Annotated in this window: 10 protein-coding genes; 7 read left to right on the top strand and 3 right to left on the bottom strand. The window is 66.8% G+C overall.

Features of this window, described 5'->3' with window-relative positions; genetic code table 11:
• Nucleotides 1-312 precede the first annotated feature (312 nt).
• Nucleotides 313-1,179 (bottom strand): LysR substrate-binding domain-containing protein, encoded by an 867-nt coding sequence (locus tag WFK61_RS12005; protein WP_336811893.1) that lies wholly within the window; start codon nt 1,177-1,179, stop codon nt 313-315.
• Between the two features lie 199 nt (nt 1,180-1,378).
• Between WFK61_RS12005 and ilvD the strand changes: the two genes are divergently transcribed.
• The 3 genes from ilvD (at nt 1,379) to WFK61_RS11990 (ending at nt 5,526) form a co-directional block, all read left to right on the top strand.
• On the top strand, nt 1,379-3,220 hold the full coding sequence (gene ilvD / locus WFK61_RS12000; protein WP_336811891.1) for a dihydroxy-acid dehydratase: 1,842 nt from the start codon (nt 1,379-1,381) through the stop codon (nt 3,218-3,220).
• Between the two features lie 190 nt (nt 3,221-3,410).
• Entirely contained in the window at nt 3,411-4,511 is a 1,101-nt protein-coding gene (locus tag WFK61_RS11995) for an HPP family protein (protein WP_336811890.1), read from the top strand.
• A 70-nt stretch (nt 4,512-4,581) separates the two neighbouring features.
• A complete protein-coding gene (locus tag WFK61_RS11990) occupies nt 4,582-5,526 on the top strand; it encodes a hypothetical protein (protein WP_336811888.1) in 945 nt (314 codons plus the stop codon).
• A gap of 57 nt (nt 5,527-5,583) precedes the next feature.
• Here WFK61_RS11990 and WFK61_RS11985 read toward each other — a convergent pair whose 3' ends face one another.
• Complete coding sequence (locus tag WFK61_RS11985) at nt 5,584-6,045, bottom strand: hypothetical protein (RefSeq protein WP_336811886.1); 462 nt, start codon at nt 6,043-6,045, stop codon at nt 5,584-5,586.
• A gap of 235 nt (nt 6,046-6,280) precedes the next feature.
• Here WFK61_RS11985 and WFK61_RS11980 point away from each other — a divergent pair, with 235 nt between their 5' ends.
• Nucleotides 6,281-6,724, top strand: a complete 444-nt coding sequence (locus WFK61_RS11980) for an Lrp/AsnC family transcriptional regulator (RefSeq protein ID WP_336811884.1) — start codon at nt 6,281-6,283, stop codon at nt 6,722-6,724.
• Nucleotides 6,725-6,902: 178 nt separating this feature from the next.
• Nucleotides 6,903-8,030, top strand: coding sequence for a saccharopine dehydrogenase family protein (locus WFK61_RS11975; RefSeq protein ID WP_336811882.1), 1,128 nt, complete (start codon nt 6,903-6,905; stop codon nt 8,028-8,030).
• A 159-nt stretch (nt 8,031-8,189) separates the two neighbouring features.
• Here the strand turns inward: WFK61_RS11975 and WFK61_RS11970 are convergent, their stop codons facing one another.
• A complete protein-coding gene (locus tag WFK61_RS11970) occupies nt 8,190-8,804 on the bottom strand; it encodes an HAD family hydrolase (protein ID WP_336811880.1) in 615 nt (204 codons plus the stop codon).
• A gap of 98 nt (nt 8,805-8,902) precedes the next feature.
• Between WFK61_RS11970 and WFK61_RS11965 the strand changes: the two genes are divergently transcribed.
• Both WFK61_RS11965 and WFK61_RS11960 read left to right on the top strand, forming a co-directional pair.
• The gene (locus tag WFK61_RS11965; protein ID WP_336811878.1) at nt 8,903-9,811 is read left to right on the top strand and encodes a protein-methionine-sulfoxide reductase heme-binding subunit MsrQ; all 909 of its coding nucleotides are present in this window, start codon (nt 8,903-8,905) and stop codon (nt 9,809-9,811) included.
• A gap of 79 nt (nt 9,812-9,890) precedes the next feature.
• Nucleotides 9,891-11,621, top strand: coding sequence for an MFS transporter (locus tag WFK61_RS11960; RefSeq protein WP_336811876.1), 1,731 nt, complete (start codon nt 9,891-9,893; stop codon nt 11,619-11,621).

The following is an 11,621-nucleotide window of genomic DNA, read 5'->3' as shown; positions in this document are numbered from 1 at the left end:
AAATTCAGACAGGAACCCGTCCGGCGAACCGGCATCAGCCCCAGCGTCCTTAGGAAGCGCAGAAGAGGCGCCGCTCAGCGGCGGCGCCGTCTCGATGGGCGGTTTATAGGCGGGACCCCTTTCTCCTGTCAACGCGCTTTTTGAAAGTTTTTCGACAAAAATGAGTTCCGCAATGAATTCAGATACTTAATACGAAAGTATGAGTTTCAGACATCGGATGGGCTGCTGCCGGGCCTGTTTCGAAGCCCCTTTGCCGTCCGGCCAGACCTGACCCGCCCCAGGCCAGCGGACAGGGCCTCGAAGAATAGAGGCTCATGGAAGAGGAGCGGCGTCGCTCAAGGCTTCCGCCAGGAAGGCGCTCAGCGCCGCCATGGCAGCCGCAGCCCGCCCCGGCGCCAGATGCAGCGCGATCTCGGAAGCCGGCAGAGCGGGCAGTCCATGCTCGGCACCGAGCAGCTGAAGACCAGGACGCGCCGTGCCCGCCTTCACCACCGTCAGCGCCACGCCGGAAGCCGCCATCGCCTCGACGGCCCCGATGCTCGACGAGGAGAACAGGATGCGCCAGCGCAGGCCGGCCTCGTTCAGCGCTTCGAGGGCCCATTCGCGAAACATGTTGGGCGCCTTCAGTAATGCGAGCTGCAGCGGCTCCTCCAGAGAGAAGGCCACACGATCCGAACAGGCCCAGGCCGTCTGCTCCTTGCGCAGGACATCGCCGCGCCCGTCCCCGGCCTTCTGGGTGGCGAGCACGAGGTCGAACTCCTCGCCGAGGCTGTTGAGGAGATCGCGGGTGAAACCGGTCGTGACCTCAAGCTCGACCTCCGGATGCGAGCGGGCGAAGCGCGCCAGCGTCTCCGGCAGGACGATGGTGGCGTAATCGTCCATCACCGCGAGCCGGACCCGTCCGCTGACGCTCTGGGCATTGATGACGTCGAGCGCCTCGTCATGCAGCGCGACGATGCGGCGGGCGTACCCTAAGAACTGTTCGCCCGCGCGCGTGAGAAGAACCTCGTGCGGCGAACGCTGCAGCAAGGTCTGGCCGGCGAGCTCCTCGAGGCGGCGGATCTGGGTGCTGACCGTCGACTGGCTGCGGAAGAGCGTAGCGGCTGCCCGCGTGAAGCTCCTGAGCTCCGCGATCGTGACGAAGCTGCGCAACAGGTCCACGTCGATATTGCGCAGCATGGCGCGGCGTCCTCACTTCCCTCGCGGTTCGGCAGGAACCGTTATGGCAATTCGGAAACCATCTGTCCCATAGGCAGGCCGGGGGCCGCCATGCGCGGCGCCGATCATGGAAATCGAAGAATTCAATTTTGTCGCAGGGCGCGGGAGCTATAGCCTGCCGCGCAACGGGACATCAGGAGCCCGAACGGAGACGCATGAGATGCCCAGGTTGAGATCCGCCACCTCCACCCATGGCCGCAACATGGCCGGCGCCCGCGGCCTGTGGCGCGCCACCGGCATGAAGGACAGCGATTTCGGCAAGCCGATCATCGCGGTGGTGAACTCCTTCACCCAGTTCGTGCCGGGCCATGTCCATCTCCAGGATCTCGGCCAGCTCGTCGCGCGCGAGATCGAGAAGGCCGGCGGCGTCGCCAAGGAGTTCAACACGATCGCGGTCGATGACGGCATCGCGATGGGCCATGACGGCATGCTCTACAGCCTGCCCTCACGCGAGCTGATCGCCGACAGCGTCGAGTACATGGTCAATGCGCATTGCGCCGACGCGATGGTCTGCATCTCCAATTGCGACAAGATCACGCCCGGCATGCTGATGGCCTCGATGCGCCTGAACATCCCGACCGTGTTCGTCTCGGGCGGCCCGATGGAGGCCGGCAAGTTCATCGCCGAGGGCGTGCTGAAGAAGGTCGATCTCGTCGATGCGATGATCGCGGCGGCCGACGACAAGTATACCGACGCCGAGGTCGACGTGATCGAGCGCTCGGCCTGCCCGACCTGCGGCTCCTGCTCGGGCATGTTCACCGCGAACTCGATGAACTGCCTGACCGAGGCGCTCGGCCTCGCCCTGCCGGGCAACGGCTCGACGCTCGCCACCCATGCCGACCGCAAGCGCCTCTTCGTCGAGGCCGGCCACCTGATCGTCGATCTCGCCCGCCGTTATTACGAGCAGGACGACGAGAGCGTGCTGCCGCGCAATGTCGGCTCGTTCAAGGCCTTCGAAAACGCGATGACGCTCGATATCGCCATGGGCGGCTCGACCAACACCGTGCTGCATCTGCTGGCGGCGGCGCATGAGGCCGAGATCGATTTCACCATGGCCGATATCGACCGGCTGTCGCGGCGCGTGCCCGTGCTGTGCAAGGTCGCCCCCGCCGTCGCCGACGTGCATATGGAAGACGTCCATCGTGCCGGCGGCATCATGGCGATCCTCGGCGAGCTCGACCGCGCCGGGCTGATCGACACCTCGCTGCCGACCGTCCATAGCGCGACGATGGCGGACGCGCTGGCGCGCTGGGACATCACGCAGACCCAGAGCGAGGCGGTGCGCTCCTTCTATAGCGCGGCGCCCGGCGGCGTGCCGACGCAGACCGCCTTCAGCCAGGACCGCCGCTTCGCCGAGCTCGACGCCGACCGCGAGAAGGGCGTGATCCGCAGCGCCGAGCATGCCTATTCCAAGGATGGCGGCCTCGCCGTGCTGTTCGGCAATATCGCGCTCGATGGCTGCATCGTGAAGACGGCGGGCGTCGACGCCTCGATCCTGAAATTCTCCGGCCCGGCCGTGATCTTCGAGAGCCAGGACGCTGCGGTCGAGGGCATCCTCAACCGGAAGGTCAAGGAAGGCGATATCGTGCTGATCCGCTATGAGGGGCCGCGCGGCGGGCCGGGCATGCAGGAGATGCTCTATCCGACGAGCTACCTGAAATCGAAGGGTCTCGGCAAAGCCTGCGCGCTGATCACGGACGGGCGCTTCTCGGGCGGCTCGTCGGGCCTCTCGATCGGCCATGTCTCGCCGGAAGCGGCGGAAGGCGGCGCGATCGGCCTGGTCGAGAGCGGCGACGTCATCGCGATCGACATCCCCAACCGCAGCATCCAGCTTCAGGTCTCCGACGAAGAGTTGGCACGTCGCCGCGCCGCCATGGAAGCCAAGGGCAAGGATGCCTGGAAGCCGGCCGCGCCGCGCAAGCGTAAGGTCACGACCGCGCTGAAGGCCTATGCCGCGACGACGACGAGCGCCGCCAAGGGCGCGGTGCGCGTCGTCGATTGATGATTGCGGGTCGCCCTGCCCTTACAGCCGGGCGACCTCGCTAGATCGAAATTCCCCAAGCGCGCCGCGCGGAAAGACGTTTCTGCCTTTTGCAGAAAAACCGCCGGCTCGACGGCAGAATGGCGTTGCCCCGCCAAACACGATCCGCCTATTGAGCCTGCACACAATTTAAGCAGCCCAGTCGGCCGTCATGAGTTCGGTTTCCCCTCCCTCTCCGGAGCGCTCGCGTTTCCGGCTCTTCGTGCCGATCCTGGCCGGGGCGACCTGGCGCGATCGATTGGTCGCCTGCCTCGGCGCGCTCGTCTGCGTCGGCGCGACCGGGCTGATCTGTAGCCTGCTGCTCGGCAACGATCCGCATCTGCCGCTGCTCGTCGCGCCGATGGGGGCGTCCGCGCTCTTGCTCTTCGCGATCCCGTCGAGCCCGCTGGCACAGCCCTGGCCGATCGTCGGCGGCAACACCGTCTCCGCCCTGATCGGGCTCCTTGTCAGCCGCTATGTGCCGGAGCCTGCCATCGCGGCCGGCTTCGCCGTGGCGCTCTCGATCGCGGCCATGTCGCTGCTGCGCTGCCTGCACCCACCGGGCGGGGCCGCGGCGTTGACCGCCGCGCTCGGAGGACCTGCTGTCGCGACCTATGGGCTCGGCTTCGCCTTCGTTCCGGTCGGGCTCAACGCGCTGGTGCTGACCCTGCTCGGCATCGCGTTCCACCGCTTCTCCAGCCATAGCTATCCACATCGCGCGCAAGCCCCGGCGAACAGCCACGGCACCAAGGACCTCCCCTCCGCGCAGCGCGTGGGCTTCAACCAGGCCGATATCGACGCCGCATTGAGCGATGTCGGCGAGACCTTCGACATCGATCGCGAAGATCTCGACCGGCTGCTGCGGCGCGTCGAGCTGCATGCGCTCGCCCGCAAGCGCGAGCTGCCGCGCTGCACCGACATCATGTCCCGCGACCTCATCCGCGTCGACCAGCATGACGATATCGAGACCGCCCGCCGGCTGTTGCTCGACCATGCGGTCCGGACGCTGCCCGTGGTCGATCGCGAGAACCGGGTGCTCGGAACGGTCGGCCTGCGCGAACTGACCCGACCCGGCCTGCGCGTGCATGACGTGATGTCCCCGGCCGTGATCGCGCGCCCGGACGAGCCGGCCGTCGACCTCATCGCCGCCCTCACCGATGGCCGCCACCATGCCGTCATCGTCGCCGACGACCGGGAGCACCTCGTCGGCCTGGTCAGCCAGAGCGATCTTCTCGCCGTGCTGCTGCGCCCGCTCCGGCGCGAGGCCGCCTGACGAAAAAGCGGGTTCCCCCCGGCACCTGTCCTGCTTTAGCCTTGGGACAGGGTTCAACGGAGGAATTTGGATGCGGGCCGCGATCGTCGCCCTGAGCTGTCTTCTGTCCTTGCCGGCCGCCGCCGCCGGCCCGTTCGGCAAGATCGTCGTCGGCAACTGGTCGGGCGGCACCTTCACCAACGACCAGACCGGCGCCTTCTCGCATTGCGCCGTCAGCGCCCGCTACAAGAGCGGCGTGACCATGCTGACCTCGGTGACCGCGCAATTCTCCTGGCTGCTCGGCTTCTCGAAGCCGGAATGGAAGCTCAGGACCGGTGAAACGCTGAAGCTCCAGCTCGTCTTCGACCGCAGCTCGACCATCGACGTGACCGCCAATATCAAGTCACCGACGCTGGTCACCATCGCCATGCCGGCGCAATCCGCCCTGATCAATGCCTTCCGGCAGGGGCGCTATCTCGAACTCGTCGCCAATGACGCGCGCTATACTTTCGCGCTGACCTCGACAGGCGAGATGCTGCCGGCGCTGGTCGAATGCGTGAAGCAGAGCGCCAATGTGCGCGGGCCGGTCACGCCCGGCGCGCCCGGCGCGCCCGCCCAGGCCCAGACGCCCCAGCCGACGGAGCAGGAGCGCGCGGCACGGGCGGAGAAGAAGGCGCTGCTGGAGAAGACGCGCGACCTGATCCGCACCAAGATGCTGGCCTGCATCGGCCGCGAGGGCGCGACGATGCTGCTCACCGACGAGAAGGCCGAGGTCGTCGCCAAGGCCGCGATGCTGTTCTGCAAGGGCGATGTCGACGCGCTGACCAACGCCACGATCGAGATCATCGAGAACGAGGACGGGCGGCCGGCCAATCGCAGCGCCGTGCGCGACGCCGCCGAGAAGCGCGTCCAGGAGGTGGTGACCGCCCATGTCATCCGCTCGCGCGGCGACATGATCGGCAAGGGTCAAAGGCAGGACGCTCCGGCGCCGAACCGGCCGACCGATTCAGGATCGCGCCCCTCGCAGTCCCTTTAAAAAGGAAACGCCGCGCCTTGCGGCGCGGCGTTCCGAAAACGTGCCTGCGGCTGAGGATCAGCTCTTCAGCTTGGTGTTGCACTGGCTCCAGTAGCCGCCGCCCTTCTCGATCCATTTCAGTTCGCCATTGGCGTTGGCGGCCTTGTTGGCATTGTACTGGTCGGCGCAGGTCTTGAGACGGGCCTTGCCGGCGCTCTCGTTCGAGTATTTCTGAGAGACGGTCCTCGGGAAGACGGCAGCCTTGGCCTTGCCGGCCGGCTTGGCGGCAGGAGCGGCAGCGGTCGCGCTCGGCGCCGGGGTGTCCGGCACGGCCGCAGCGGCATCCGCATCATTGGCGTCGTCGTCACCGCACTGGGCCTTGCGGAAATCGTTCCACTTCTGGCCCTTCAGCGTGTTGGCCTTCTTGGCGTCCTGATACTTGGCGCTGCACTCCTTCATCGTCAGCGCCGAGGCGGGCGCCACGGAGAAGGAGGCGAGCGCGAAGGCCGATGCGGATGCGAGAATGAAAGTCCTGAACATGGCGTTCTCCATGGCAAAGCGTGCTGCCGCCGGACGGCATGCCACTCCGATTTGCACCCCGAAGCAAGTCCCCTCCGGCGTGCCGACAATGCTTCGGACCACAAGATGTTCCTTTTCGGGCGAATTCCCGCTCAATAGCCCCTGAATAGCGCGCGGATCGCGGAACGAGCCGGGCCCTTGCGAGGCAGCACCGTTTCCCTGCTATATGACGGCCCGCCGAACCGCTGGAGACGACATGGCACGGCCGTCAGACGCCGCAAAGGACCGCGAGCTCATCCGCATCCTGACCGAGAACGCCCGCCTGCCGCTGTCCGAGATCGCCAAGCAGCTCGGCGTCTCGCGGGCAACGGCGCAGGGCCGGCTCGGCCGCCTCGAACGCGACGGCGTGATCGCCGGCTACACCACGATCCTCGGCAAGGCGAGCCGGCCGGCGACCACGGTCGCGGCGCTGATCCTGATCGAGCTGGAGATGAAACAGCAGGGCGGCGTCGTCGCAGCACTGAAGAAGCGACCGGAAATCGTGCAATGCCACACGCTGAGCGGCCATTTCGACCTGAGCGTCAAGATCGAATGCGAGACCTCTAGCGACCTCGACACGATCATCGACTGGATCGCCGAGATGGAAGGCGTGCGCCGGACGACATCCTCGGTGATTCTGGCCCGCAAGTTCGAGCGCTGACGCTCACGCCCCGTCACCGCCTGCATTTCCCATCGTTATTGATCATATCCCATCGAATTGATCGATCATAACGCCCTCCTCCGGCGATCCGCCCGTTAAAGCCCCCACGGCTTGCGGCGATGCTGCGCATCGAGGGGGAGGCTCCTGGCCTGCCCGAGACCCCACCAGGAGATCGCACATGACCATTCAGAAGCGCATTGCCGTGCTCGGCGCCGGCCAGATCGGCGTCATCATCGCCGGCATGCTGGCCGAGCAGGGCCATCAGGTGACGCTGGCCGACGCCTCCGCCGCCCAGCTCAAGCACGCCGCCGGCGGCCGTTTCGCCACCGAGACCGTCGATGCCTCGAACCTCGACGCGCTGCGCAGCTTCCTCAAGGATCGCGACATCGTCGTCAGCGCCTGCCCCTATTTCCTCAACAAGGGCATCGCCAAGGTCGCGGCCGAGACCAAGACCCATTATTTCGACCTGACCGAAGACGTCGCCACTACCGCCTATATCAAGGAGCTCGGCGAGACCTCCGATGTCGCGCTCGTTCCGCAATGCGGCCTGGCACCGGGCTTCATCTGCATCCTCGGCGCCGACATGGCCGCGCGCTTCGAGACCGTCCGCGCCATCAAGATGCGCGTCGGCGCGCTGCCGCTCTATCCGACCAATGCGCTGCGCTACAACGTGACCTGGTCGGTCGACGGCCTGATCAACGAGTACTGCAACCCCTGCGAGATCGTCTTCGACGGCCAGCCGACCCTGGTTCCGGCGCTGGAAGGCATCGAGAGCGTGATGATCGACGGCGTCGCCTACGAGGCCTTCAACACCTCGGGCGGCCTCGGCACCCTGACCGAGACGCTCGCCGGCAAGGTCCGCAACATGAGCTACAAGACGCTGCGCTATCCCGGCCATGCCGAGATCATGAAGCTCCTGCTGCGCGACCTCGACCTCGCCGACGACCGCGAGACGCTGCGCCGCATCCTGACGCATTCCGCGCCCTTCACCCGCAAGGACGTGGTCGTGATCTTCGTGACCGGTGTCGGCGAGCGGAACGGCCGCCTCGAGGAAGAGAGCGTCGTGCTGCGCTATGACGGCAATGACGAGCTCGGCGCGATCCAGCTCACCACCGCCGCCGGCTGCGTCGCCATGGTCGAGCTCTTCCTCGCCGGCAAGCTGCCTGCCAAGGGCTTCGTGCGCCAGGAAGACGCCGTCCTCGCCGATTTCCTCGCGACCAAGGCCGGCGCCCGGCTGGTCGGCGAAGCCCGCGGCGTCGATGCCGCCGGCCTCGCGCCGACCGTCGCGATCAAGAGCGCGGCCTGAACGCCTGTCATTGAGAACGGGAAACACACCGTCATCCCGAGTTTGCCCCGGAATCCATCGAAGGGCGTTGCGTTCTACGATGGATCTCGGATCAGCGCGGCTTCGCCGCTTGTCCGGGATGACGCCGTGGTTCCGAGAACAACAAACAGGCTCTACCCGTCAGAGCCTGACGCCCAGGCCGCGCAGTTCGGCGCGCAGGTCGATGGGCTCGACGAAATGGACGGCCCGCATGCCGGCGGCGCGGGCCCCCACCACGTTCTTCTCGCTGTCATCGACGAAGATGCAGTCCCCGGCCTTCAGGCCATAGCGATCGAACAGCACCTCGTAGATCGCGCGCTCCGGCTTCAACAGCCGCTCATGGGCGGAAACGACGACGCCGTCGAAGCTCTGCAGGAACGGGAAGCGGACCAGGCATTCCGCCCATTTCTCGCGCGAGAAATTGGTGATGGCATAGACCTTCTCGCCCTGCCCTTTCAGCTCCTCCAGCACCCCGACACTGTCGGCGATGGTATGAGGCACGCTGTCATGCCAGCTCTCGTCGAAGGCGCGGATCTCGCGCTCCCATTCCGGATGCTGCTTGACCAGCAGCGCCACGCCCTCCTCCCAGGAGCGGCCGCGATCCTGCTCCAGATTCCAGTCGCCCGTGCAGATGTTCTGCATGAACCAGTCGAGCCGCTCGGGTTCGGGGATCAGCGAGCGGTAGATCAGCCGCGCGTCCCAGCGCAGCAGGACGTTGCCGACATCGAAGACGACGATGGGAGTGCTGGAAGCCATGACCGAACCCGGTTGAAAGGGCCGGCAGGACAAACCATTCACGCGCTTGTGTCCAGACGTGCAGGACAGGGGCCGACCCCATCGTTTATGCCGGGGTGATGAACGCCCGCCCCGCCAATACAGCTTTGCGAACCTGGCTGCCCTGGACCGACCGGCAGGGCCGGTTCTCTGCCTTGCGGGCGGCGGCCTTCGCGCTGCTGCTCGTGCCGGCGCTCATGCTGCTCTACGCCGCCTGGATGCACCAGCTCGGCTCAAAACCCTGGACGCAGGCGATCCACCAGACCGGGACCTGGACGGTGCGTCTCCTCGTCGCCACGCTCGCGGTCTCGCCGTTCCGGCGGCTGTTCGACTGGGGCAAGCTGATCGGCATCCGGCGGATGCTGGGCCTCGGCGTCATGGCCTACGCACTCGGGCATCTCGCGCTGTACTGCATCGACATGGCCTTCGACTGGGGGCTAATCGTCTCGGAGATCGTCAAGCGCTTCTACCTGACCATCGGCTTCGTCGCGCTGATCGGCCTCGTCGCGCAGGGCGTGACCTCGACCGACGGCATGATCCGCCGCCTCGGCAAGAACTGGCAGCGCCTGCACAATCTCGTCTATCCGATCGCTGTGCTGGCGCTGCTGCATTTCGCGCTGCAGTCGAAGATCGACGTCACCGAGCCGGTGCTGATGAGCGGGCTCTTCCTGCTGCTGATGCTCTATCGGGGGCTGTATCGCTGGAAGCTGCCCGTTTCCGTGCCTGTGCTCGCGAGCGTGGCGCTGCTCGGAGGGCTGCTCACCGCCGGCCTCGAAGCCGGCTGGTATGCCGCGACCTCCGGCGTCTCGGCCTGGCTGGTCTTCCAGGCCAATGCCGACATCCTGACCTATCAGGACTATGCCTCGATCCGGCCGGCGCATTGGGTGGCGCTTGCGGGTCTCGCGGTGGCCTTCGGTCATGGCCTGCGCGCCCGCAAGGCACGCCCGCCACGGCAGGCGCGCGAGCCGGCGACCGCACGAGCTGCGTGAGGGAAAAACTTTCCAAGTTTCGACATCTTCCAGATGGAAAGGGTTTCCCCCTCCAGCACTCATGCTCTAACCCTATGACATGCCTGACGACCAGCACGCCCAGCCCACGGCCGATGTCGTAGAAGCCGAGCTCGCCTCGGAAGGCATCAAGCCTACCCAGGCCCGGGTTTCGCCCTTCGTCCCGCTGCAACAGCCGATCTTCCGCGCCGTCTGGTTCGCCAGCCTCGTCTCGAATTTCGGCGGCCTCGTCCAGGCGGTGGGCGCCTCCTGGATGATGGCCTCGATCTCGCCCTCGGCCGAGATGGTGGCGCTGGTGCAGGCCTCGACGACCTTGCCGGTGATGCTGTTCTCGCTAGCGGCCGGGGCCATCGCCGACAATTACGACCGGCGCAAGATCCTGCTGGTCGCGCAAGGCTTCATGCTGACGGTCTCGATCGGGCTCGCGGTTTTCGCCTGGTTCGGCCTGATCACGCCCTGGCTGCTGCTCACCTTCACCTTCCTGATCGGCTGCGGCACGGCGCTGAACAACCCGGCCTGGCAGTCCTCGGTCGGCGACATGGTCCCGCGCCGCGACGTGCCGGCGGCTGTGACGCTGAACAGCGTCGCCTTCAACATCGCCCGCAGCGTGGGTCCCGCGATCGGCGGCGCGATCGTCGCGGCGGCCGGCGCGGTCGCAGCCTTCATCATCAATGCCTTCAGCTATATCCCGCTGCTCGTGGTGCTGGCGCGCTGGCAGCCGCCCAAGGTCGAGCGCCTGCTGCCGCGCGAGACGCTGTTCATCGCGATGAGCGCGGGCATCCGCTATGTCGCGATGTCCCCGAATATCCGCACGGTCACGCTGCGCGCCTTCGTCTATGGCTTCGGCGCCATCGTGGGCCTGGCGCTGCTGCCGCTGATCGCGCGCGACCTCGTGCGCGGCGGCCCGCTGACCTATGGCGTGCTGCTCGGCGCTTTCGGTGCGGGCGCGGTGGCGGGCGCCTTCATGAGCGCGCGCCTGCGCCGGGCGATGAGCACGGAGGCGCTCGTGCGCTCGACCTTCATCGCCTATGCCTGCGGCGTCACGCTGATCGCCTTCAGCAAGACGATCTGGCTGGCAATGGCGGGCCTGTGCGTCTGCGGCGCCTGCTGGGTGCTGGCGCTCTCGACCTTCAACGCGACGGTGCAGCTTTCGGCGCCGCGCTGGGTCGTGGGCCGGGCACTGGCGATGTACCAGATGGCGACCTTCGGCGGCATGGCGACGGGCAGCTGGGCCTGGGGCCGCTCGGCGCTGCATTTCGGCGTCGAGAAGGCGCTATTGATGTCGGCTGTTGTCTTGATCGCCGGAGCGATACTGGGGCTGCGTTACCGTCTGCCGCCGCTTGAGGCACTCAATCTCGACCCGCTCAGCCGCTGGCGCGAGCCCAAGGTCGCGGTCGATATCGAGCCGCGCTCGGGCCCGGTCATCGTCACCATCGAATACATCATCAAGCCGGAGGACGTCGTCGCCTTCCTGACCGTGATGGCGGAGCGGCGGCGCATCCGGCGCCGCGACGGCGCCCGGCACTGGACCCTGCTGCGCGACCTGACCGACCCGACGTTGTGGATCGAGCGCTATGACAGCCCGACCTGGGTCGAATATGTCCGGCAGAACCAGCGCGTCACCCAGGCCGATGCCGAGATCGGCGAGCAGGTCCGCGCGCTGCATAGCGGCCCGAACCCGCCGGTTGTCCACCGCATGATCGAGCGGCAGACGGCCTCGCTGCCGCAACTGACGCCGAGCCGGACGCCGACGCTCGCCGACTCGCTGAACGACCCGGCGCGGCCGGCTTGA

The sequence above is a fragment of the Allobosea sp. MMO-172 genome (genome assembly GCF_037147855.1).
In the GTDB taxonomy this organism is placed as follows: Bacteria; Pseudomonadota; Alphaproteobacteria; order Rhizobiales; family Beijerinckiaceae; genus Allobosea.
The sequence above is the reverse complement of the archived record's forward strand: the minus strand, read 5'-3'. Positions and strand labels throughout refer to the sequence as shown.

Excerpts from the sequence above, each read along its gene's own strand:
- WFK61_RS12005 (WP_336811893.1), bottom strand. The coding sequence starts at position 1,179 with ATGCTGCGCAATATCGACGTGGACCTGTTGCGCAGCTTCGTCACGATC.
- ilvD (WP_336811891.1), top strand. The coding sequence starts at position 1,379 with ATGCCCAGGTTGAGATCCGCCACCTCCACCCATGGCCGCAACATGGCC.
- WFK61_RS11995 (WP_336811890.1), top strand. The coding sequence starts at position 3,411 with ATGAGTTCGGTTTCCCCTCCCTCTCCGGAGCGCTCGCGTTTCCGGCTC.
- WFK61_RS11990 (WP_336811888.1), top strand. The coding sequence starts at position 4,582 with ATGCGGGCCGCGATCGTCGCCCTGAGCTGTCTTCTGTCCTTGCCGGCC.
- WFK61_RS11985 (WP_336811886.1), bottom strand. The coding sequence starts at position 6,045 with ATGTTCAGGACTTTCATTCTCGCATCCGCATCGGCCTTCGCGCTCGCC.
- WFK61_RS11980 (WP_336811884.1), top strand. The coding sequence starts at position 6,281 with ATGGCACGGCCGTCAGACGCCGCAAAGGACCGCGAGCTCATCCGCATC.
- WFK61_RS11975 (WP_336811882.1), top strand. The coding sequence starts at position 6,903 with ATGACCATTCAGAAGCGCATTGCCGTGCTCGGCGCCGGCCAGATCGGC.
- WFK61_RS11970 (WP_336811880.1), bottom strand. The coding sequence starts at position 8,804 with ATGGCTTCCAGCACTCCCATCGTCGTCTTCGATGTCGGCAACGTCCTG.
- WFK61_RS11965 (WP_336811878.1), top strand. The coding sequence starts at position 8,903 with ATGAACGCCCGCCCCGCCAATACAGCTTTGCGAACCTGGCTGCCCTGG.
- WFK61_RS11960 (WP_336811876.1), top strand. The coding sequence starts at position 9,891 with ATGCCTGACGACCAGCACGCCCAGCCCACGGCCGATGTCGTAGAAGCC.